At 75.4% G+C, this 22274-nt stretch carries 19 protein-coding genes; 12 read left to right on the top strand and 7 right to left on the bottom strand.

The genetic code is table 11. The features are described from left to right. Positions 1–84: 84 nt before the first annotated feature. The 7 genes from Q1V71_RS17455 to Q1V71_RS17425 all read left to right on the top strand — a co-directional run bounded on the left by Q1V71_RS17455 (position 85) and on the right by Q1V71_RS17425 (position 10319). On the top strand, positions 85–1665 hold the full coding sequence (locus tag Q1V71_RS17455; protein WP_300645467.1) for an MFS transporter: 1581 nt from the start codon (positions 85–87) through the stop codon (positions 1663–1665). After that, positions 1662–3752 (top strand): molybdopterin oxidoreductase family protein, encoded by a 2091-nt coding sequence (locus Q1V71_RS17450; protein ID WP_300645466.1) that lies wholly within the window; start codon positions 1662–1664, stop codon positions 3750–3752. The genes Q1V71_RS17455 and Q1V71_RS17450 overlap by 4 nt, the downstream gene beginning before the upstream one ends. Further along, the gene (locus Q1V71_RS17445) at positions 3749–5179 is read left to right on the top strand and encodes an FAD-dependent oxidoreductase (RefSeq protein WP_300645465.1); all 1431 of its coding nucleotides are present in this window, start codon (positions 3749–3751) and stop codon (positions 5177–5179) included. The genes Q1V71_RS17450 and Q1V71_RS17445 overlap by 4 nt, the downstream gene beginning before the upstream one ends. 338 nt (positions 5180–5517) lie before the next feature. Further along, positions 5518–8097 carry a nitrite reductase large subunit NirB gene (nirB, locus tag Q1V71_RS17440; protein ID WP_300645464.1) on the top strand — a complete coding sequence of 860 codons (2580 nt, stop codon included), beginning with the start codon at positions 5518–5520 and terminating at the stop codon, positions 8095–8097. Beyond that, positions 8094–8456: a nitrite reductase small subunit NirD gene (gene nirD, locus Q1V71_RS17435; RefSeq protein WP_300645463.1), complete on the top strand. Its 363-nt coding sequence runs from the start codon at positions 8094–8096 to the stop codon at positions 8454–8456. Before nirB ends, nirD begins: the two co-directional genes overlap by 4 nt. 22 nt (positions 8457–8478) lie before the next feature. Further along, on the top strand, positions 8479–9603 hold the full coding sequence (locus Q1V71_RS17430) for a uroporphyrinogen-III synthase (protein ID WP_300645461.1): 1125 nt from the start codon (positions 8479–8481) through the stop codon (positions 9601–9603). Continuing rightward, positions 9600–10319 (top strand): sirohydrochlorin chelatase, encoded by a 720-nt coding sequence (locus Q1V71_RS17425; RefSeq protein ID WP_300645460.1) that lies wholly within the window; start codon positions 9600–9602, stop codon positions 10317–10319. Before Q1V71_RS17430 ends, Q1V71_RS17425 begins: the two co-directional genes overlap by 4 nt. Before the next feature lie 83 nt (positions 10320–10402). Here Q1V71_RS17425 and Q1V71_RS17420 read toward each other — a convergent pair whose 3' ends face one another. The 6 genes from Q1V71_RS17420 to Q1V71_RS17395 all read right to left on the bottom strand — a co-directional run bounded on the left by Q1V71_RS17420 (position 10403) and on the right by Q1V71_RS17395 (position 16061). After that, entirely contained in the window at positions 10403–11143 is a 741-nt protein-coding gene (locus Q1V71_RS17420; protein ID WP_300645459.1) for a hypothetical protein, read from the bottom strand. A gap of 79 nt (positions 11144–11222) precedes the next feature. Then, positions 11223–12767: a cation acetate symporter gene (locus Q1V71_RS17415; RefSeq protein ID WP_300645458.1), complete on the bottom strand. Its 1545-nt coding sequence runs from the start codon at positions 12765–12767 to the stop codon at positions 11223–11225. Beyond that, the gene (locus Q1V71_RS17410; RefSeq protein WP_300645457.1) at positions 12764–13075 is read right to left on the bottom strand and encodes a hypothetical protein; all 312 of its coding nucleotides are present in this window, start codon (positions 13073–13075) and stop codon (positions 12764–12766) included. The genes Q1V71_RS17415 and Q1V71_RS17410 overlap by 4 nt, the downstream gene beginning before the upstream one ends. 66 nt (positions 13076–13141) lie before the next feature. Then, positions 13142–13867 (bottom strand): LytTR family DNA-binding domain-containing protein, encoded by a 726-nt coding sequence (locus Q1V71_RS17405; RefSeq protein WP_300645456.1) that lies wholly within the window; start codon positions 13865–13867, stop codon positions 13142–13144. Positions 13868–13904: 37 nt separating this feature from the next. Beyond that, positions 13905–15035 carry a sensor histidine kinase gene (locus tag Q1V71_RS17400; RefSeq protein WP_367280160.1) on the bottom strand — a complete coding sequence of 377 codons (1131 nt, stop codon included), beginning with the start codon at positions 15033–15035 and terminating at the stop codon, positions 13905–13907. A gap of 42 nt (positions 15036–15077) precedes the next feature. Then, entirely contained in the window at positions 15078–16061 is a 984-nt protein-coding gene (locus Q1V71_RS17395) for a class I SAM-dependent methyltransferase (RefSeq protein ID WP_300645455.1), read from the bottom strand. A gap of 35 nt (positions 16062–16096) precedes the next feature. Between Q1V71_RS17395 and Q1V71_RS17390 the strand changes: the two genes are divergently transcribed. Continuing rightward, positions 16097–16816, top strand: coding sequence for an oxidoreductase (locus Q1V71_RS17390; RefSeq protein WP_300645453.1), 720 nt, complete (start codon positions 16097–16099; stop codon positions 16814–16816). Between the two features lie 419 nt (positions 16817–17235). Here the strand turns inward: Q1V71_RS17390 and Q1V71_RS17385 are convergent, their stop codons facing one another. Continuing rightward, positions 17236–18024: an HAD family phosphatase gene (locus tag Q1V71_RS17385; RefSeq protein ID WP_300645452.1), complete on the bottom strand. Its 789-nt coding sequence runs from the start codon at positions 18022–18024 to the stop codon at positions 17236–17238. A gap of 112 nt (positions 18025–18136) precedes the next feature. On the opposite strand from Q1V71_RS17385, the gene ssd reads away from it, so the two are divergent. Genes ssd through Q1V71_RS17365 form a run of 4 tightly spaced genes read left to right on the top strand, consistent with a single transcriptional unit; the run spans position 18137 to position 21933 of the window. Beyond that, complete coding sequence (ssd, locus tag Q1V71_RS17380; RefSeq protein WP_300645451.1) at positions 18137–19186, top strand: septum site-determining protein Ssd; 1050 nt, start codon at positions 18137–18139, stop codon at positions 19184–19186. After that, positions 19183–20337, top strand: a complete 1155-nt coding sequence (locus Q1V71_RS17375) for a TadA family conjugal transfer-associated ATPase (protein WP_300645449.1) — start codon at positions 19183–19185, stop codon at positions 20335–20337. Before ssd ends, Q1V71_RS17375 begins: the two co-directional genes overlap by 4 nt. Beyond that, positions 20334–21140 carry a hypothetical protein gene (locus Q1V71_RS17370; protein ID WP_300645448.1) on the top strand — a complete coding sequence of 269 codons (807 nt, stop codon included), beginning with the start codon at positions 20334–20336 and terminating at the stop codon, positions 21138–21140. The genes Q1V71_RS17375 and Q1V71_RS17370 overlap by 4 nt, the downstream gene beginning before the upstream one ends. Before the next feature lie 55 nt (positions 21141–21195). Further along, complete coding sequence (locus Q1V71_RS17365) at positions 21196–21933, top strand: type II secretion system F family protein (RefSeq protein WP_300645446.1); 738 nt, start codon at positions 21196–21198, stop codon at positions 21931–21933. Positions 21934–22274 lie beyond the last annotated feature (341 nt).

Genomic DNA, 22274 nt, shown 5'->3' with positions numbered 1-22274 from the left:
CTCCGCGGCCCAGGGTGGTGACCACGGCGCCGCTCGGGCGCCCTGAGGTCACCCGGACGCACCGACACCCGCAGGAGCCGCACCATGACACCGACCACGAGCACGGGCACGGCCCCGGGCACCGTTCCTGGCACCGCCCCGGGCACTCCCGTCGCGGGCACCCTCGGAACCGCGGTGCCGGCCGGGACGCCCCGGCGCCGGCGTACCGGTCGGTGGATCGACGAGTGGACCCCCGAGGACCCGGCGTTCTGGGAGGGCGGCGGCCGGAGGGTGGCCCGCCGCAACCTCGTCTGGTCGGTCTTCGCCGAGCACCTGGGCTTCTCGGTGTGGCTGATCTGGTCGGTCTCGGCGGCGATGCTGGGCTCGCAGTTCGGCTACAGCCCGCAGCAGCTGTTCTTCCTGGTCGCGGCCCCCAACCTGGTCGGCGCGCTCATCCGGGTGCCCTACACCTTCGCGGTGCCGGTCTTCGGCGGCCGCAACTGGACGGTCGTGAGCGCGCTGCTGCTCCTCGTGCCGACGCTGCTGTTCGTCGTGGCGGTGCAGGACACCTCCACGCCGTACTGGGTGATGGTCGTCATCGCCGCGACCGCCGGCCTGGGCGGCGGCAACTTCGCCTCCTCGATGGCCAACATCAACGCCTTCTACCCGGCGGACAAGAAGGGCGCGGCGCTCGGGCTGAACGCCGCCGGCGGTAACATCGGCGTGGCGGTGATCCAGCTCTTCCTGCCGGTCATGGTCGGCGCGGCCGGCATCTTCGGCCTGGTGCAGGCCTCCGAGGGCGGCATCCACCTCGAGCGCGCCGGCTGGGTCTACGTCGGGCTCGCGCTCGTGGCGGCCGCGGCCGCCTACCTGTTCATGGACAACCTCGGCACGGCCTCGGGCTCCACCCGCGAGACGGCTGCCGTCGTGCGGCGCCGCCAGACGTGGGTGATGAGCCTGCTCTACATCGGCACCTTCGGGTCCTTCATCGGCTACTCCGCGGCCATGCCGCTGCTGATCAAGATGCACTTCTCCCTCGTCGACGCCGCCAGCGGCGCCGTCGTGGGCGGCATCAACTTCGCCTTCTTCGCCTTCCTCGGCGCGCTGGTCGGCTCCATCACGCGGCCCTTCGGCGGGTGGCTCTCGGACCGCCTCGGAGGTGCGCGGGTCACGGTCGGCGCCTTCGTCGGCCTGGTCCTCTCCACGGCCGGCGTGCTGTGGACGCTCAACCAGCTGACCCCGATCGCCGCCGCCAGCGACCCGGCTGCTGCCGCGGCCGCCAACCGCGCATGGTTCCCGGTGTTCCTCGGCTGCTTCCTGCTCGTCTTCGCCGCGACCGGCATCGGCAACGGCTCGACCTACCGGATGATCCCCACGATCTGGCGATTCGAGGCCACCGAGCGGCTCGCCGACGGCGGGGCGCCCGACCCGACCGCCCCCGCGTGGCGCGAGGCCGTGCTGCGGGCGACCAAGGAGTCCTCAGCGGCCGTCGGCATCATCGGCGCCGTGGGTGCCCTGGGCGGCTTCCTCATCCCGATGATGTTCGGCGCCCCGTGGGTGGAGGAGCCGTTGTCCTCGGTGCGCACGGCGTTCGCCCTCTTCATCGGCTACTACGTCGCCTGCGGCGCGCTGACCTGGGCGGTCTACCTCCGGCGCGGGTCCAGGCTGGCGGCGGCCGGCGCATGACCCCTGCGACCACCGGCCGGCCGTCGCCACCCACCGTCACCGCCACCGAGACCCACTGCCCCTACTGCTCGCTGCAGTGCGGGATGCGGCTGGAGGGGCGGCGCACGACGACCGTGCAGCCGTGGGCGGAGTTCCCGGTCAACGAGGGCGGGCTGTGCCGCAAAGGCTGGACCGCCACCGGCCTGCTCGGCCACCGCGAGCGGCTGACCACCCCGCTGGTGCGCGACCGCGCCACGGGGGCCTGGTCGGCCGTCTCCTGGGACGGCGCCCTCGACCTGGTCGCGCAGCGGCTGCGCGCCGTCCAGGCCGCCCACGGGCCCGACGGCGTCGCGGTCTTCGGCGGGGGCGGGCTGACCAACGAGAAGGCCTACAGCCTCGGCAAGCTCGCCCGGGTCGCGCTCGGCACCAGCCAGGTCGACTACAACGGGCGCTGGTGCATGAGCTCGGCGGCCTCGGCCTCGACCCGGGCCCTCGGGATCGACCGCGGTCTGCCCTTCCCGCTCGTCGACGTCGAGCACGCCGACGTCGTGGTGCTGGTCGGCTCCAACCTGGCCGAGACGATGCCGCCGGCTGCCCGCCACCTCGACCGCTGCCGCGAGAACGGCGGCCGCGTCGTGGTCGTCGACCCGCGACGCACCCCCACCGCCGATCGCGCGGACCTGCTGCTCCAGCCGGTGCCTGGCGGGGACCTCGCCCTGGCGCTCGGCGTGCTGCACCTGCTGGTGGCCGGCGGCCACGTCGACGAGGAGTACGTCGCCACCCGGACCGTCGGCTGGGAGTCCGTGCGCGAGGCGGTCGCGGCGTGGTGGCCCGAGCGGGTCGAACGGGTCACCGGCGTGGCCGCGGACGAGGTCCGGGCGCTGGCCGACCTGCTGGCCGCCGGCGAGCGGGTCGTGGTGCTCACGGCCCGCGGAGCCGAGCAGCACGCCCAGGGCTCCGACACGGTGCTCGCCTGGATCGACGTCGCGCTCGCCCTCGGCATGCCGGGGAAGCCGTACGCCGGCTACGGCTGCCTCACCGGCCAGGGCAACGGCCAGGGCGGGCGCGAGCACGGTCAGAAGGCCGACCAGCTCCCGGGCTACCGGCTCATCGACGACCCGGCCGCACGCGCCCACGTCGCCGCGGTCTGGGGCGTGGAACCCGACTCGCTGCCGGGACGGGGCCGGTCGGCGTACGAGCTGCTCGAGGCGCTGGGCACCGAGGACGGACCGCGCGCGCTGCTCGTGCACGGGTCGAACATCGTGGTCTCCGCGCCCCACGCCACCCGCGTGCAGGAGCGGCTGGAGTCGCTGGACCTGCTGGTCGTCTGCGACCTGGTGATGAGCGAGACGGCCGCGCTGGCCGACGTCGTGCTGCCGGTGACCCAGTGGGCGGAGGAGACCGGCACGATGACCAACCTCGAGGGCCGGGTCGTGCTGCGGCAGGCGCACCGGCCGGCCCCGGACGGGGTGCGCTCGGACCTGGAGGTGATCGCCGGCCTCGCGGAGCGGATGGGCTCGCCGGTGCCGTTCAGCGCGGACCCGGAGGAGGTGTTCGACGAGCTTGGCCGGGCGTCGGCGGGCGGGAGGGCCGACTACGCCGGCATCACCTACGACCGGATCCGTGCCGAGCACGGGGTGTTCTGGCCCTGTCCCTCGGCCGACCACCCGGGCACCCCGCGGCTGTTCGCCGACTCCTTCCCGACCCCCGACGGGCGGGCCCGCTTCCACACGGTCGAGCACCGCGGCCCGGCCGAGGCGCCCTGCGGGGACTACCCGCTGCACCTCACGACCGGTCGGGTGCTCGCGCAGTACCAGTCCGGCGCCCAGACCCGCCGGGTGCGCGACCTCCCCGACGACGGCGCCTTCGCCGAGCTGCACCCCCTGCTGGCCGCGCGGATCGGGGTCGCGGACGGCATGGCGGTGCGGGTCACCACCCGGCGCGGGTCGCTGCGCGTGCCGGCCCGGGTGGTGACCACGATCCGCCCCGACACCGTCTTCGTGCCCTTCCACTGGCTCGGGGTCAACCGGTTGGTCAACGACGCCCTCGACCCGGCCAGCCGGATGCCGGAGTTCAAGGTGTGCGCGGCCCGGGTGGAGGCGGGGTGAGCGGGCCGGCCGGTGCCCGCGAGCGGCTGGTCGTCGTCGGGAACGGGATGGCCGCGACCCGGCTGGTCGAGGGCCTGGTGGCGGGCGGGTACGCCGGTGAGGTGACCGTGCTCGGGGACGAGCCGGTGCCGGCGTACAACCGGATCCTGCTCTCGGCCGTGCTCGAGGGCACTCACGCTGCCGACGCGCTGACCCTCCGTTCGCCGCAGTGGTACGCCGAGCACGGGATCACCCTGCGCACCGGCTCGCGGGTGCTCGCGGTCGACCGGGACCACGGCGACGTGATGCTCGTCGACGGGACCCTGGTGCCGTTCGACCGACTCGTCCTGGCCACCGGGGCGATCCCCACGCTGCCGCCGGTCCGCGGGCTCGTGCGCGCGGACGGCTCGCTGCACCCGCGGGTGCACGCCTTCCGCAGCCTGGCCGACTGCGAGGGACTGCTTGAGGCGGTCCCCGGCGCGCGTCGCGCGGTGGTGGTCGGTGGCGGGCTGCTCGGCCTGCAGGTCGCCCGGGCCCTGTCGGTGCGGGCCGGGCTCGACGTGGAGGTCGTCGAGGGCGGGGAGCACCTGCTGCACCGGCAGGTGCCGCCGCCCGCGGGTGCGGTGCTGCGGCGCAGCCTGGCCCGGCTCGGCACGACGGTCTACACCGGCGCCCGGGCGGTTCGGCTGCACGACCACGGCGGGTCCGTCGGCGTACGCCTCGACACCGGGCCGGTCCTCGACACCGACCTGGTCGTCCTCACCGCCGGCGGGCGCCCGAGCACCGCGCTGGCCCGCGCCGCGGGCCTGGAGGTACGCCGAGGGGTGGTCGTCGACGACCACCTCACCTCGCCCACCGACCCGCGGGTCCACGCGATCGGCGACTGCGCCGAGCACCGCGGCGTGACGACCGGCTTCGTGCCGCCCGCCTGGGAGCAGGCGCAGCTGCTGGCGGCCCGGCTGTGCGGGTCCGACGTCGCCCACGAGGGCTCGCGGTCGGTGGCGCGGCTGCGGGCGACCGACCTGGACGTGGCGGTGCTGGGCGACCCGGTGCACGAGCCCGGGGAGGTCGTCGAGGTCGCCAACCCGCTCGCCGGCCGCCACGCACGGCTGGTCGTCCGCGACGGCGTGGTCGTCGCGGCCGCGCTCGTGGGTGACCTCGGTCGGGTCGGGCTCATCACCCAGCACTACGACCGCGGCACCGTCCTCGGCCCCACCGAGCCCGGCGACCTGCTGCTGCCGGACCCGGTCGCCGCCCCGCCCGTGCTGCCCGACGACGCGGAGGTCTGCGCCTGCGCGGGCGTCACCGCCGGCGCCGTACGCGCCTGTGCCTCGCTCGCCGAGGTCCGTGAGACCACACGCGCCACCACCGGCTGTGGCGGGTGCGCGTCGGTCTGCGCCTCACTCGTCGGCCGAGCAGGCGAGCGCCGACGAGCCGTCGTCCCCTGATGGTCGAGCAGGCGAGCGTCAGCGAGCCGTCGTCGAGACCCCGGGAGCTGTCCGTGGTCGCCGACCACAGGCAGCGCACGGGGTCTCGACACGCCTGTCGCGCCTTCGTCCCTCAGGCGCGGGCTCGCTCGACCTTCGGCCGCGACGCCGCCCCTCCTCCGTCGGGTCGGCTGCGGTCTCGACACGCCTGTCGCTCGCTCGACCTTCGGCCGCGACGCCGCCCCTCCTCCGTCGGGTGGCCTCGCGGCCTCGCGGCCTCGTGAGGTCGTGAGGCAGCTGCAACACAGATCGTCACGAGGCGTGACGACCGGGCAACCGGGGCCGCCGAGGGTGGAGCCATGAGTCCCACGCACCGCCAGCGCCTCGTCGTGGTCGGCCACGGCATGGTCGGCCACCGGTTCGTCCAGGCCGCGATCGAGCGCGGCCTCACCGAGACCCACGACGTGATCGTGCTGGGGGAGGAGCCGCGGCCGGCGTACGACCGGGTCGCGCTCACCTCCTGGTTCGGCTCCGGCGCGGACGCCCTCTCCCTCCTCTCGTCGGGGAAGTACGACGACCCGCGGGTCACCCTGCGCACCAGCACCGTCGTCGCGGCGATCCGGCCGGAGGCGCGCACGGTCACCCTCGCCGGGGGCGAGGCCCTGGCCTACGACCGGCTCGTGCTCGCGACGGGGGCCGCCCCGTTCGTACCGCCGGTGCCCGGCCGCGACCTGGCGGGCTGCTTCACCTACCGCACGATCGAGGACCTCGAGGCGATCCGCGACGCGGCCGCCACGGCGAGTGCCGGGGTCGTCATCGGCGGCGGGTTGCTCGGGCTGGAGGCGGCCAACGCCCTGGTGCAGCTGGGCCTGGAGACCCACGTCGTCGAGATGGCGCCGCGGCTGATGCCGGTGCAGCTCGACGACGCCGCGGGCCAGACCCTGGTGCGGCACATCGAGAAGCTGGGCGTCACCGTCCACACCGGCGTCTCGACCGAGGCGATCACCGGCGCCGACGCCGTGGACGGGCTCGCCCTCGCCGGCGGGGAGCGGATCGACGCCCAGGTGGTGGTCTTCTCCGCCGGCATCCGGCCCCGTGACGCCCTCGCCCGCGAGGCGGGCCTGGCGGTGGCCGAGCGCGGCGGGGTGCTCGTGGACGAGCAGTGCCGCACCAGCGACCCGCGCATCCACGCGATCGGGGAGTGCGCGGCGCCGGGCGGTCGGATGTACGGCCTGGTGGCGCCCGGCTACGACATGGCCGAGGTGGCCGTCGACGCGCTGCTCGACGGCGCGGGCAGTTTCACCGGCGCGGACATGTCGACCAAGCTCAAGCTGCTCGGCGTGGACGTCGCCTCCTTCGGCGACGCCTTCGCCACGACCGACGGGGCGCTCGAGCTCGTCTACTCCGACGCCGTCGCCGGCGTCTACAAGAAGCTCGTCGTCAGCGACGACGGCACCCGGCTGCTCGGCGGGATCCTGGTGGGCGACGCGTCGGCGTACGGCATCCTGCGGCCGATGGTCAGCAGCGGCATCGCGCTGCCCGACAACCCCGAGGAGCTGATCCTCCCGGCCGGCCGCGGTGGCGGCGCCACCGGGGTGCAGGCGCTGCCCGACGACGCCCAGGTCTGCTCGTGCAACAACGTCAGCAAGGGCGAGATCACCGGTGCGCTGGACGAGCACGACTGCGAGGACGTCGCCGCGGTCAAGAAGTGCACCGGGGCCGGCACCACGTGCGGCTCCTGCGTCGGCACCGTGAAGGCCATCGTGGAGGACCACTTCGCCAAGGCCGGCAAGGAGGTCAGCCGCGCCCTGTGCGAGCACTTCGGACTCTCGCGCAGCGAGCTCTTCGAGGTCGTCGCTATCCACGGGCACCGCACCTTCGACGAGATCGTCGAGGCCCACGGCACCGGTCGCGGCTGCGACGTCTGCAAGCCGGCCGTGGCGAGCATCCTGGCCAGCCAGCTCAACGGGCACGTGCTCGCCCCCGAGAACGCGACCCTGCAGGACACCAACGACGCCTACCTCGCCAACATCCAGCGCAACGGCACCTACTCCGTCGTCCCACGCATCCCCGGCGGCGAGATCACCCCGGAGAAGCTCATCGTCATCGGTGAGGTCGCGCGCGACTTCGGGCTCTACACGAAGATCACCGGCGGCCAGCGGATCGACCTCTTCGGCGCCCGGATGGAGCAGCTCCCGGTGATCTGGAAGCGGCTGGTCGACGCCGGCTTCGAGTCCGGCCACGCCTACGGCAAGTCGCTGCGCACGGTGAAGTCGTGCGTGGGCTCGACCTGGTGCCGGTACGGCGTGCAGGACTCGGTCGGCATGGCGATCGCCCTGGAGCTGCGCTACCGCGGGCTGCGGTCGCCGCACAAGCTCAAGGGCGGCGTCTCCGGGTGCGCCCGCGAGTGCGCGGAGGCGCGCTCGAAGGACTTCGGGATCATCGCCACCGAGAAGGGCTGGAACCTCTACGTCGGCGGCAACGGCGGCGCGACGCCGGTCCACGCGCGGCTGCTCGCCGGGGACCTCGACGACGAGACCCTGGTGCGCTACCTCGACCGCTACCTCATGTACTACATCCGCACCGCGGACCGGCTCCAGCGCACCGCGCCCTGGGTCGACTCCCTCGAGGGCGGCCTGGACCGGCTGCGCGCGGTCGTCGTCGACGACGTGCTCGGGCTCGGCTCGGAGCTCGAGGCGGCGATGGCGCGGCACGTGGCGACGTACGTCGACGAGTGGGCCGCCACGCTGGAGGACCCCGACAAGCTGGCTCGCTTCGTCTCCTTCGTCAACGCCCCGGACCTGCCGGACCCGACCATCAGCTTCGAGGTCGAGCGCGAGCAGGTCGTGCCGGCCCGTCCTGGTCCGGCCGGGCCGGTGCCGCTGGGTGCGTCCATCCCCGTCGGCGCGCCGGCTCCTGCGGCGGCGGTGGGTCGATGACCGCGCTCGTGGAGCAGTCGACCCAGGGGAGCACGTGGGTGGCGGTGTGCCCCCTGGCGAGGATCGCGCGGGAGTCCGGCGTGGCGGCGTGGGTGCAGGGCGAGGCCGTGGCGGTCTTCCGCGACCACCTCGACCAGCTGCACGCGCTGTCCAACCTCGACCCGGCGACGGGCGCCTCGGTGCTGGCGCGCGGGATCGTCGGGACGCGAGGCGGCGTACCCTTCGTGGCATCGCCGCTGCACAAGCAGCCCTACCGGCTCAGCGACGGCGTGTGCCTCGACGACGAGGCGGTGCGGGTGCCGACGTACGCCGTGCGCCTCGTCGACGGCGTGGTGCAGGTCGGCCCCCGCAGGACCTGACGCCTTGCAGGAGGAGACCCCCGTGACCGCGACGCTCGCCGGCTTCCGGGTCGCGGTGACCGCCGCCCGCAAGGCCGAGGAGCAGATCGCCCTGCTCGAGCGGCGGGGCGCGGTCGTCGAGCACGCCCCTGCGCTGACCCTGGACCCCCACCGGGTCGACGAGGAGGCGCTGCGCGCCGCCACCGAACGGGTCGTCGCCGAGCCGCCGGACATGTTCCTGGCCACGACCGGCATCGGGATGCGCGCGTGGTTGGACGCCGCCGAAGGCTGGGGGCTGCGCGAGCCCCTCGTGCAGGCGCTGTCCGGCGCCGAGATCCTGGCCCGCGGGCCGAAGTCGGTCGGTGCGCTTCGCCGGGCGGGGCTGCGCGAGCTGTGGGCGCCGGAGTCCGAGCTCTTCGAGGACGTGCTCGACCACCTGCGCGGCCGTGACCTCAGCGGGCGCCGGATCGTGGTGCAGGAGCACGGCCAGTCGTTGTCGATGGTGGCCCACGCGCTGCGCCGGCAGGGGGCCGAGGTCGAGAACGTCACGGTCTACCGGGTGATCTCCGCCGAGGACCCCGCGCCGATGTTCGCGATGGTCGAGCGGGTCGCCGACGCCGAGGTGGACGCGGTGACCTTCACCTCGGCGCCCGCCGTCGCCACGATGATGGACTGCGCGGCCGCCGCCGGCCGGCGCGACGACCTGGTCTCGGCGTTCCAGGCCGACGTCGTCGCGGTGTGCGTCGGGCCCGTGACGGCGGCCGCCTTCGAGATGTGGGGCGTGCCCACGATCTATCCGTCCGACCGGTCCCGCCTCGGCGCGATGGTCAGGCTGATGGAGACCGAGCTGCCCTCGCGGCGCTCGGGTCTGAGCGTCGACCTGGTGGGTGGGCACCAGCTGCTCCTGCACGGCGACCAGGTGCTCCTCGACGGGGTGGAGGTCAAGCTGTCGCCGGCACCCCTGTCGGTGCTGCAGGCACTGGTCGCCGCCCCCGGGCACGTCATCCCGCGACCGGCCCTGCTGGCGATGCTGCCCTCGGGCACCGCCTCCTCCGAGCACGCCGTCGAGATGGCGGTCGCGCGGCTGCGCGCGGCGCTCGGCACCCGGTCCGTCCAGACGGTCGTCAAGCGGGGCTATCGACTGGCGGTGGCATCGTGGGAGTCGTGAGCCTCGCCAGACACCCCGGGCAGCCTGCGGGCAGCGCCGCCGCGCTCGTCACGGTCGCGCACGGCACCCGCCGCGCCGGCGGCAACGAGATCGCCCGACAGATCACCCGCGGGGCCGGCATCGCCCTCGGGGTCGAGTCGACGGCGGCGTACGTCGAGCTGAGCGAGCCGCTCCTCGAGGACGTCGTGCGCGGGCTCGACCGGCCGGCCGCGGTGGTGCCGCTCCTGCTGTCGACCGGTTACCACGTGCGTACCGACCTGCCGGCCGCGTGCGCGGGGGCCCCGGCGCACGCGCCGGTCGTGCTCGGCCGCCCGCTCGGCCCCGACCCGCTGCTGGCCGCCGCCCAGGTCGCCCGGCTGGAGGCCGCCGGGATCGAGCCCGGCGCCCCGCTGGTCCTGGTCGCCACCGGCTCGACCGACCCCAAGGCCTGGCGCGACCTGCGCGCCGCCTCCCACCTGCTGGCCGACCAGTGGGGCACCCCGATCCGCACCGCCACGCTCACCGGCCTCGGCCCGCGCCCCGAGGCGGTCCTGCGCCCGGGCGACGCGGTGTCGCCGTACCTGCTCTCGCCGGGGCTCTTCTCTCGCCGGCTCTTCGAGCTGTGCGACGAGCTCGGCCACCCGTACGCCGACGTCATCGGCCCGCACCCGCTCGTGATCGACCTGGTCGCCGACCGCTACCGCTCGCTCGTCGCCGGGGTGGCCGCCACCGCCTAGAGGAGTCGTCGGGACGTCATACGCCGCGTGCAGGAGGACGTCCCGTCCGCATGACGTCCACGGGCCGAGGGCGAGGGCTGTGGTCAGCGGCGGGGGACGCGGAAGACGAAGCGGCCGGGGGCGCCCTCGCCGACGAGGTTGACCGCGTGGACTCGTAGGACATGGCGGCCGGGGGCCAGGGGGAGCGTGACGCCCCGGTAGCCCAGCCCCGGGTTCGCCACGATGCCGCCACCGTCGAGCCTGAACGGCTTCTCGCCCTTGAACCGCAGCACGAAGTCCGTGATGCCGGATCCGCGCCCGTGTGCGTACCACCCGATGGCGGTCGCGCCGCGGCGGTGCTCGACCGAGAACCTCCAGGGGCGGCGGGGCACCTCGGGCCCGATGACGGTGCGGGTCACCGACGCCTCGTTGCCGGCGAGGTCGCGGGCGTAGAAGGTGAGCTCGTGCAGACCCGGTCCGTCCAGCCAGGTCTCGGTGACGTAGTCGTAGTCGCTGACCACGTCGTTGTACGGCTGCCCCCACAGACCGTAGGGGCTGAATCCCGTCCCGTCGTCGTACACGCGCTCGCTCAGGACGACGTCTCCGGACCGGACGCCGGCGACGGCCAGCCCCTCCGCGGGGTCCACGCGGGACTCGGCCACCCAGACCGCGTCCCGCCGCGAGCAGGCCTCGCCGAGCGGGACCTCGGGGCACGGGTCGAGCCGCACCTGCGGGGGCGTGGTGTCCGGCTCCTCGGTCGTGGCCGCGGCGGCCGGGACCAGCAGGCCGGCCCCCAGGAGGGAGGCGGCGACGGCGGTCAGGGCGGTTCCGAGAGGTCCGAGCACGAGAGAAAGGTAAAGGATCCCGCGACATCGCGGGCCCACATCCCCGGACGGCCCGTATCGACGACGTCCTCGGCCGGTCTCAGCCGCGGTCGAGCACGACCGCCTCGGGCGTGTGGAGGCGGACCATGAGCCGGTTGGTGTGCGCGGGGACGGTACGCCGGGTGGCGAGCGAGACACCGACCATCACCAGCAGCGCGAGGGGCGCGGACCAGGCGGCGGGCTGTCGCAGCAGCACGTCGGACCAGCCGTCGGAGGCGGGGGTGTAGAGCGTGACCAGGGCGGCGGCGCTGGAGCCGACCCCGCCCGCGAGGAGGCCGGCGATCGCCCCGGCGGGGGTGAGCCCGCGCCACCAGATCCCCAGCACCAGCAGGGGGCAGAAGGTGGAGGCGGCGACCGCGAAGGCGAGCCCGACGGTCGTGGCGACACCCGCGCCGGACCCGGTCAGCGCGACCCCGGCCGGCACCACCACCGCGACGACCGCCCCGGCGCGGAAGCCCGCGACCCCGGAGAGCCGGGTCCCGCGGAAGGGACGGGTGAAGACGTCCTGCGACAGCACGCCGGCGACGGCGATGGCCAGGCCCGAGGAGGTGGAGAGGAACGCCGCGAACGCGCCGCCGACGACCATCCCCGTCAGCACGTCGCCGCCGAGCCCCGGCACGACCAGCCCCGGCAGCTCCAGCACCAGCCCGTCGGAGCCGGAGTCCGCCAGCCCGGGCGCGTAGACCCGCGCCAGCCCGGCGTACACGGGGGGCAGCAGGTAGAAGACGCCGAGCAGGACCAGCACGAGCAGCGTCGTGCGGCGGGCTGCGCGGCCGTCGGGGTTGGTGTAGAAGCGCACGACCACGTGCGGGAGCCCCATCGTGCCGAGGAAGGTCGCGGCGATGAGGGAGTAGGTGAGGTAGAGCCCCTGCGCGCCCCCGTCGGCGAGCGGCACCGACCAGGCCGTGGTGGCGGCGGTCGACGCCGGGTCGCCGGGACGGCCGTCGCCCCACCACACCACCAGGAGGACGGCGGCGGGGACGAGCAGGGCGGTGAGCTTGAGCCAGTACTGGAAGGCCTGCACCAGCGTGATCGAGCGCATGCCGCCCGCGGTGACGTTGACGAGCACGACCACCGCGACCACGACCGGGCCCAGCCACCCCGGTCCGCCGACCGCGCTGGCCAGGGTGATGCCCGCGCCCTGGAACTGCGGCAGCAGGTAGAGCCAGCCGATCGCGACCACCAGCAGCGCGCAGGTGCGGCGGACGGCGCGCGAGCCGAGCCGCGCCTCGGCGAAGTCCGGCAGCGTGTAGGCGCCCGAGCGGCGCAGCGGTGCGGCGACCAGGACGAGGAGGACGAGGTAGCCCGCGGTCCAGCCGACCGGGTACCACAGCATCTCGGCGCCGAAGGCCAGCAGCAGCCCGGCGGCGCCCAGGAAGGAGGCGGCCGAGAGGTACTCGCCGCTCACCGCCGCCGCGTTCATCCGCGGCCCCACCGCGCGCGAGGCGACCATGAAGTCGCTGGTGGTGCGTGAGAGCCGCAGCCCGTAGGTGCCCAGCGCCAGCGTCGCGACGGTGACCAGCACGATCGCGACGATCCCCGGGGCCGCGCCGGTCCCCGGCAGGCCGGGCAGGTCGGAGATCACCGGTCGACCTCGTCCATCAGCTCCGCGAACGCCGCCTCGTTGCGCTCGGCCCGCCGCACGTAGCGCCAGGCCAGCAGCACGAGGATGGGGTACGTCGCCCCGCCGAGCACCAGCCAGGCGACCGGGAACGGGCCGACCCGCAGCGCCGCCAGGTCGGGAGCCAGGTGCAGCACGAGCGGCAGCGACCCGACCACCAGCGCGAGCACCGTGAGCGTCCGCGCGGCGAGCCAGAGCTGCTCGCGCAGCAGGCTGCCGACGTACAGGCCCCCGAGACGGGTGTCCTGGTCGACCTCGCCCGCGCGCGCCACGGGCGGTCGGCGCCGCGGCGGGCCGGTGACGCGGACGCGGGGCCGTGGCCCTGGGTCGGCCACGGCTCAGGTGCCCCGGGTGAGCAGCAGCTCGCGCAGCTCGCGGGTGTGGCGGCGGCTGACGACGAGCTCGGCGCCGCCGCGCACCACCACCGAGCAGCGACCGGAGTCCATCCGGACCTCGGTGACGTGCGGCAGCGCGACGAGGAGGGAGCGGTGGATCCGCACGAAGCCGGCCGGGCCCCACTCCTCCTCCAGGGTCGACAACGGGGTGCGGACCAGGTGCGAGCCCTCGCCGGTGTGCAGCCGGGCGTAGTCGCCCTGCGCCTCGACGTGGGTGATGTCGGCGCGGCTGACGAAGCGGGTCACCCCGCCGAGCTCGACGGGGATCTGCAGGTCGCGCCCGGCGGTCGGCTCCGCAGGGGCGCCGCCGACCCGGCGCACGGCCTCGGCGAGCCGCTCGGCGCGCACCGGCTTGAGGACGTAGTCGACGGCCTGCAGCTCGAAGGCCTCCACGGCGTGCGCCTCGTGCGCGGTCACGAAGACGATGCGGGGTGGCTGCTTGAAGCGGCTCAGCACCTGGGCGAGCTCCAGGCCGCTGAGGCCGGGCATGGAGATGTCGAGGAAGAGCGCGTCGACCTCGCGCTCCTGCAGGATCCGCAGCGCCTCGGTCGAGGCCGTGCAGGAGAGCACCTCCCCGACACGCGGATCGCGGCGCAGCAGCCACACCAGCTCCTCGACGGCCGGCTGCTCGTCGTCCACGACCAGCACCGTGAGGGCGGCCGCGCTCACCGTTCACCTGCTCGGGCGGTCACTCGCTGCTCGACCATCAGGCGTGCACCCCCGGGTGGAACTTCGGGACCCGGACGACGACCTTCGTGCCGGCCCCGGGCGCCGTCTCGACGACCAGACCGTACTCGTCGCCGTAGACCGCGCGCAGCCTCCCGTCGACGTTGCCGAGGCCGACGGAGTCGACCGACCGGTCGCCGGCCAGCACCCGGCGCACGTGCTCCGGCTCCTCGCCGACCCCGTTGTCCTCGACCTCGATCAGGCACTCCTGGTCCTGGTCGCGCGCGGTGATCCGGATGTGCCCGCCGCCCTCGACCGACTCCAGTCCGTGGCGCACGGCATTCTCGACCAGCGGCTGGATGCACAGGAAGGGCACCGCCACCGGCAGCACCTCCGGCGCGATGGAGAGCGTGACGTGCAGTCGATCGCCGAAGCGGGCCTGCTCGAGCAGCAGGTAGCGCTCGACCGAGCGCAGCTCCTCGGCCAGGGTCGTGAAGTCGCCGTGGCGGCGGAAGGAGTAGCGGGTGAAGTCGGCGAACTCCAGCAGCAGCTCGCGCGCCCGGTCGGGGTCGGTGCGCACGAAGCTGGCGATCGCGCCCAGGGAGTTGTAGACGAAGTGCGGGCTGATCTGGGCTCGCAGCGCGCGCACCTCCGCCTCCATCAGCCGGGTGCGGGAGTCGTCGAGCTCGGCCAGCTCCAGCTGGCCGGAGACCCACTGCGCGACCTCCTCGGTCGCACGGGCCAGGCCGGCGGTCGAGACGGGAGCGAAGGCCTGGAGGGTGCCGACGACCCGGTCCTCGACGAAGAGCGGGCTCACCACGGCCGTGCGGGCCGGGCAGCCGGACTCCGCGCAGTGCAGGTCCTCGCGGCCGAAGGCCCGGGTGCCGGTGCGCTCCAGGGTCTGCTGCACCAGGTCGGGCACCCGGTCGGCGTGGTGCTGGCCGGCGCCGTCCCACGCCAGCAGGCCGGCGGTGTCGGTGAGTGCGACCGCCGGGGTGCCGAGCAGGGTCCGGAGGTGGCGGACGGCCCGCTCGGCGCTGTCGCGGGTCAGGCCCGCCCGCAGCGCCGGGCTCGCCAGCGCCGCGGTGTGCAGCGTGCGGAAGGTCGCGCGGTCGGCGTCCGTGCCGAGGTGGCGCCGGCGCCAGGACCTCAGCAGCCGGGGCCTCAGCACCGGGCGCCGCCTCGCGGTCTCGAGCGCGTCATCGGTGCCGGCTCAGCGGAAGTCGATGAGCAGCATCGCGGTGTCGTCGTCGAGCACCGACGGCGGCGGGGCCTTGGCCACCTCGACCTCGATCCGCGGGATGCTGCCGGTGGTGACGAGCATGGGGGAGTCGGTGGAGGCGTCGTACGCCGCCTCCTGGTCGGTGCTCGTGCCGCCGACCGCGTCGGGGGCGGTCGCGGGCTCCGCTGCGGGCCGCTCGGCCACGGGCCGCTCGACCACCTTCGTGCGGAAGCAGCGCGCGACCAGCGGCAGGTGCATGCCGTCCATGCCGCGGCCGTAGTCGTCGTAGAAGGCGAGCACCTCGGCGACCTTCGCCTGCCGGCCGGCCTCGTCGAGGACCGCGACGTGGGAACGGGACAGGACGAGGTCCTGGATGGTCTCGCGGTCGATGTGTTGGCGGTGCTTGAACCGGGCGTCCTCGACCCAGCCGAAGAGGCCGGTCTCCTCCAACGGGTGGCCGAGGTCGTCGCGCTGGTCCTGCTCGCCGATCAGCCCGCCGAGGCGCCGCACCCACGGGACCCGGTCGTCGCGCTGGTTCCACACCAGGCCCAGGTGTCCACCGGGTCGGAGCACGCGGTTGATCTCCGGGAGCGCCCGCTCGAGGTCGAACCAGTGGAACGCCTGCCCCGCCACGACCACGTCGACGCTGCGGTCGGGCAGCGGGATCTCCTCCGCGCCCGTGGCGCTGACCCGCACCAGCGGCAGGCGCGCCCGCAGCACCTCCAGCATCGCCTCGTCGGGGTCGGTGGCGTGCACGTGGTGGCCGAGGGACACGAGCACCTCGGTCAGCTTGCCCGTTCCCGCGCCGAGCTCGAGGACCCGCAGCGGTCGACCGAGGTCGGCGTCGGCGACCTCGGTCAGCCAGGTCGCGGCCTCGACGGGGTACGACGGGCGGCCGCGGTCGTAGGCGAGGGCCACGGACCCGAAGCTGCGCCCGGGGGACCCAGGACGGGCGCCCGGCTGGAGGTCGGTCATCGGGACGACTGTAGTGCGCCGATACCCTCTCGCAGGTGAGCGTCGACCCTCTGTCCTGGCTGGTGTCGCTCGAGGGCGTCCCCAGTGCCTTCGCCGCCACCCGCGACGGCATCGACGCCCTGCTGCGTGACCGTGGCCTGCGGCGTACCTCGCCCGAGCAGACCGCCACCTCGCTGCTGCGCGGTGCGCACGCCTCGGCGGTGCTCGAGGGGTCCACCTCGACGTGGGATGAGGTCGAGTCCGGTGCCGGCGACAGCGTCGCCGCCGACGCGGTGCGGCTCTCCACCGAGCTGCTCTCCCAGGTGCCCGTGCTGGGCCGGGCGCCCCTGCAGGCGCTGGCCCGGCTGCACGCTGTCGCCTCCGCCACCTCGCTGCCCGAGGAGCAGCGCGGCCGTCCGCGTGACGCCGCCGCCGCCGAGCGGTTGCGCGGGTTGTCCGAGCTGCTGCTCGCCGACACCTCCGCCCCCGCCCTGCTCGTCGCCGCGCTCGTGCACGCCGACCTCGCGACGGCAGCACCCTTCCCGTCGCACAACGGCCTGGTCGCCCGCGCCGCCGAGCGCCTGGTGCTGGTCGCGCGCGGGGTCGACCCGGCCTCGCTCACCGTCCCCGAGGCCGGCCACCTCGCGCTGCGCGCGGCCTACGAGTCCAACCTGCGCGGCTACGCCACCGGTGGCGACTCCGGCGTGCACGCGTGGCTGCTCTACGCCCCCGAGGCGTTCGCCGCCGGTGCCGACGCCTCCCCGCTGCGCGGCTGACCCGCGCACCCAGCGCTGGTCCATCGCTCACTCGGCGCGCGTTCGAGCCTGACTCGGCACCGTTTCGAGCGTGGCTCGGCGCCGGTTCGAGTGCGGTTCGGGTCCCGGCCGCAAGCCCGGTCCGCACCGGTGAACGATCCAATCCGGTGACTCGCCGGTAGCCCTTGCACCCCTCGCCGGACAGGCGTACACATGGAGTCACAACTCCAGAGACGTACACGAGATCCGCGGTACCCACGCGGCGATCGACCCTCTCGAAGAGGGTGCCTGTCGAGTCGGGATACTCCCGCGGCAGCAAGTCGAAGATGCACGCCTGGTAGCCAGGCGGATCTCGTGTCAGCGGTGGCCTCCGGGGCGTATGAACCCGGGGGCCACCAGCATCTTCGGCGCAGACAGTCCGCCGAGGCCCACGCGCGAGCTCAGGTCCCCGTCGTACGCCGTCGGGCGCCGGCCCACCAGACGCCGCCGACCGCGACCGCCCCGCCGACGGCCAGCGCCGCGAGCGTGGGCCGCGAGGGCACGGGGACCCGGGAGCGCAGGGCCACCGGCTTGTCGAAGACCAGCACCGGCCACTCCTGCTCGACGGCGTGCCGGCGCAGGTCCTTGTCGGGGTTGACCGCGTGGGGGTGGCCGACCGCCTCGAGCATGGGGATGTCGGTGACCGAGTCGCTGTAGGCGTAGCAGTCCGCGAGGTCCCAGCCGCGTCGCTCGGCGAGCTCGCGGATCGCGATCGCCTTCTCCTCGGCGTACATGTAGGTCGCGATCTCGCCGGTGTACCGGCCGTCCTCGACCTCGAGCCGGGTGGCGATGACGGAGTCCGCGCCGAGGAGCGCGCCGATCGGCTCGACGACCTCCGTGCCGGAGGCAGAGACGATGACGACCTCGAGGCCGTCCGCGCGGTGGGCCTCCATCAGCTCGACGGCCTCCTCGTAGACCAGCGGGTCCACGACGTCGTGCAGGGTCTCGGCGACGATGTCGCGCACGGTCTGCACGTCCCAGCCGGCGCACAGCTGCGACATGAACTGGCGCAGCTTCTCCATCTGGTCGTGGTCGGCGCCGCCCACGAGGTACATGAACTGCGCGTACGCCGAGCGCAGCACCGCCCGCCGGGAGATGAGTCCTCCGGCCTGGAAGGGTCGGCTGAAGGCCAGGGTGCTCGACTTGGCGATGATCGTCTTGTCGAGGTCGAAGAAGGCCGCAGCGGGCATGTCGTCGAGCATACGGGCCGCGGTTCCTGCACAGGGGTGGCCGCGCGCGGGGTCCTCCACACCGCGTCACGTACGCCGTCGCGCGGGCGTTGCAGCAGGCCAGCCTGGACCCATGGACCGCCCCGCCCCGCTGCTCGCCACCGCCGACGCCCACCTCGCCGAGGAGGTGCAGCGCCTCGCCGCGTCCCTGGGCACCAGCCCGGTCGTGACGGCCGATGCCGGCGGGCTGCTGCGCCGCTGGCACGGCCCTCCGCTCGTGCTGGTGGGGGCCGACCTGGTGGAGCAGGCCGCAGCCCTGCGCCCGCCACGCCGGGCGGGCGTCGTGCTGGTGAGCAGCGGCCCGCTGCCGCCGGGGCTGCTGCGTCCGGCGCTCGACCTCGGTGTCGGCGAGGTCGTCGAGCTGCCGAGCGGCACCGGCTGGCTGGCCACGGCGCTTGGCGACCTGGAGGAGGCGACGCGAGGTGGACCCGTCGTGGGCGTGCTGGGGGGCGCCGGCGGCGCGGGCGCGACCACCTTCGCAGCGGCGCTCGGGCAGCTGGCCGCCACCCAGGGGCCGGTGCTGGTCGTCGACGCCGACCCGCTGGGGCCGGGACTCGACCGCGTGCTCGGCGTGGAGCAGGGGGAGGGGGTGGGCTGGGAGGTGCTGACGACCTCGCGCGGTCGGCTCTCGGCCCGAGACCTGCGCGAGGGGGTGCCACGGCGCGGTCCGCTCGGCGTCCTGACCTGGCGCGCGGCCCAGCCACCGCGGATGCCTGACGACGACCAGCTCGCGGAGGTGGTCGAGGCGGCCCGTCGGGGCCACGACCTGGTCGTGCTCGACCTCGCGCGCAGCCGGGACGACCGAGCCGGGCTGCTCGCGCGCTGCGACCTGGTGGTCGTCCTGGTGCCGGCGACGGTGGTGGGCGTGGCCTCGACGGTGCGGGCCTGCGCAGCACTGGACGATCCGGGGCGGGCGGGGCTCGTGCTGGTGGGTCGTGAGGCTGACGAGGAGGCGGTCGCGAGCGCGACCGGTCTCCGAGTGCTGGCGCGGATGACCCGGCAGCGCGGGCTCGACGAGGCGGTCGACCTCGGGCTCGGGCCGGTGCGGCACCACCGCGGCCAGCTCGGCCGGGCCGCGGCGGCGGTGCTGACGCGCACCGCCCTGCTCGGGCGGGCGGCGTGAGCGCTCCCGCCGCCGACCTGGTCGAGCGCGTCCGTGCGCGGCTCGCGGCCCACCCGGGGCCGCTCACCGCGCAGGCGGTCGCGGAGGCCCTGCGGCAGGACGCCGGGCCGGTCGGCCACGACACCGTGCTCGCGGTCCACGCGCGGCTGCTGCGCGACGTGGCCGGGGCGGGCCCGCTCGAGGACCTGCTGGCGCTGCCCGGTGTGACCGACGTGCTCGTCAACGGCGCCTCGGCCGTCTACGTCGACCGCGGCCACGGACTGGAGCGCAGCCGGGTCGACCTCGGCGAGGAGGAGGCGGTGCGGCGGCTCGCGCAGCGGCTGGCGTCCCTGGGCGGTCGCCGCCTCGACGACGCCTCACCCTGCGTGGACCTGCGGCTGCCCGACGGTACCCGCTTCCACGCGGTGCTCTCGCCGGTCGCGAGCCCGGGCACCTCGATCTCGCTGCGGGTGCCGCCGCGGCGCTCGCTCACCCTCGACCAGCTGGTCGCCTCCGGTGCCGCACCGCCACCGGTGGCCCGTCTGCTCCGGGCGCTGGTGGCCTCGCGTGCAGCGTTCCTCGTCTCCGGGGGCACCGGCAGCGGCAAGACGACCGTGCTCGCGACGCTGCTCGGGCTGGTGCCGTCCGAGCAGCGGATCGTCGTGGTGGAGGACGCCGCCGAGCTGCGACCGGACCACCCCCACGTGGTCTCCCTCGAGGCCCGGCCGGCCAACCTCGAGGGGGCCGGTGCCCTCGACCTGCGGACCCTCGTCCGGCAGGCGCTGCGGATGCGCCCGGACCGGATCGTCGTCGGCGAGGTACGCGGCGCCGAGGTGGTCGAGCTGCTCGCCGCGCTCAACACCGGCCACGAGGGCGGCTGCGGCACCCTGCACGCCAACACCGCCGCCGACGTCCCCGCCCGCGTGGAGGCGCTCGCCCTGGCCGCCGGGCTGGACCGGGCCGCCGCGCACAGCCAGCTGGCAGCCGGCGTCGAGGCGGTCGTTCACCTGCGACGGGGGCGGGACGGCGTACGACGGGTGGAGGAGGTGGCCGTGCCCGAGCGGACCGCGGACGGCTCCGTGCGGATGCTCACGGGGGTCCGGGTGGAGTCGGGGCGGGTCGTCGACGGTCCGGGGCTGGAGCGGCTCGCGCACGTGCTCGAGCGGGCGTGACCGGCGCCGGCGTCGTCGCCGCGCTGCTGGCGGCCGGGTGCGTGGCGCTGCTCGTGCCCGGGGGCGGGCGGCTGCCCGGCGGGGCCGTCCCGCGTGCGGCTGCTGCGACCCGGCGTGCCCGCGTCCTCGTCCCGGTCGCTGCGGTGGTCGCGGGCGTGGCGGTGCTGCCGCTCGGGCTGCCCGGCCGGGTCGTGGTGCTCGGCCTGCTCTCGACGGCGGCCGTCGGCGCGGTGGCGGTGCTTCTCGGCCTGCGCCGTGACGCGCGGGCCGCCGCCCACGCGGGCGAGCGCACCCGTGAGACCTGCGAGGCGATCGCCGACGACCTCGCCGCTGGCGCGAGCGCCGAGCGGGCGCTGGCCCGTGCCGCCTCGGAGTGGCCCGACCTGCGCCCGGTGCTCTCCGCGCACCGGGTCGGAGCGGACGTGCCGACCGCGTGGCGCGCGGTGGCGGCCGGGAGGGCCGGTGCCGACGGGCTGCGCCTGGTGGCCGCGGCGTGGCAGGTGTCGGGTCGCACGGGGCAGGGGCTGTCGCTGGCCCTGCACCGGGTCGCCGCCGACCTCCGCGCCGCCGCCGCGACCCGGCGCGCCGTCGACTCCGAGCTCGCCTCGGCCCGGGCCACGGGTCGGCTCGTCGCCGGGCTGCCGGTGCTGGCCTGGCTGATGGGGTCCGGTGCGGGGCAGCACCCGCTGGCCTGGCTGCTCGCCGGTCCGGTCGGCTGGGCCTGCCTCGGGGTGGGCCTCGGGCTGCTGCTGCTCGGGCTGACCTGGGTCGAGCTGCTGGCGCGCGGGGCGGTCTCGACATGAGGTTCGGCGGCCGCCCGCGGGGGACGTCGGCTCAACGGCCCGCCGGGGAGGCGCTGTGACGGGGTGGAGCCTCCTGGCCGGGGGCGCGGTCGCCGTGGCACTGCTGCTCGCCGGCAGGCCGGGCGGCCCCACGCTCGTCGCCGACACGGCTGCCGGGTCCGACCCGGAGCCGCGGCCACCCGCCGACGTACGCCGCCACCGGGCGCCGGCCGCCGTGCTGGCCGTCGTCGCCGGGCTGACCCTGGGGCGGGCGGTGCTCGGTCCGACCGGGGGAGTGCTCGTCGGGCTGGCGGCCGCGGCCGCGGTGTGGACGCTGGCCGCGCGGGGGGAGTCCTCGGCCGAGCGGCGGGACCGACGCCGTGCCGCCGCCGACCTGCCGCACCTGGTGGGCCTGGTCGCCGACGCCCTCCGGTCGGGCGCCGACCCGGTGGCGGCCGTCCGCCGGGCCGGAGCGGCCCTCCCGGGACCGGCCGGCGAGCGGCTGCTCGCCCACACGCACGCGCTCGGGCTCGGCGCCGACCCCGCCGAGGTCTGGCGAGCGCTCGGCCGCGACCCGGCCCTCGCGCCGCTGGGCCGGGCCCTGGGCCGGGCCCATGACACGGGTACGCCGGTCGCCCGCGTCGTCCACCTGCTCGCCGAGCAGCTTGCCGAGCAGGCCCGCGCCGGCGTGGAGGACCGTGCCCGCCAGGTCGGCGTGCGCGCCGCCGTGCCCCTGGGGCTGTGCCTGCTCCCCGCCTTCGTGGTGCTGGGCATCGTCCCGCTGGCCGCCACGCTCCTCGGCGACCTCTGGTGAGCCCGCGGGGGATGGTGCGCCTCCGCCCGCCGCTGGGCCGCCGCTGGGCCGCCGCCGTCCCGTGACCCGCTCCGACGGCTCGGTCCTGTGCGGCTCGGTTCCGTGGGGCTCGGTTCCGTGGGGCTCCGTCCTGTGCGGCTCGCTCCCGTGCGGCCCGGCCGCCCGCGGCTCCTGCCGCTCCTGCCGCTCCGGGAGCGGCTTGTGTGGTGTTCCGGTTCAAGCAGGTGGCTGTTGCAAATCGCCGGGCGAGATCGGCCCGTTTTTGCGGCTGGGGCGAAATACTTGGGCATGGCTCGTTCGTATCGCCCAGTCGTGCGGGATCAGGAGTTCCTGCTCCCGCC

This window comes from Nocardioides sp. (assembly GCF_030149505.1).
Taxonomy (GTDB): Bacteria; Actinomycetota; Actinomycetes; order Propionibacteriales; family Nocardioidaceae; genus Nocardioides.
This window is presented reverse-complemented; position numbering and strand designations above follow the sequence as displayed.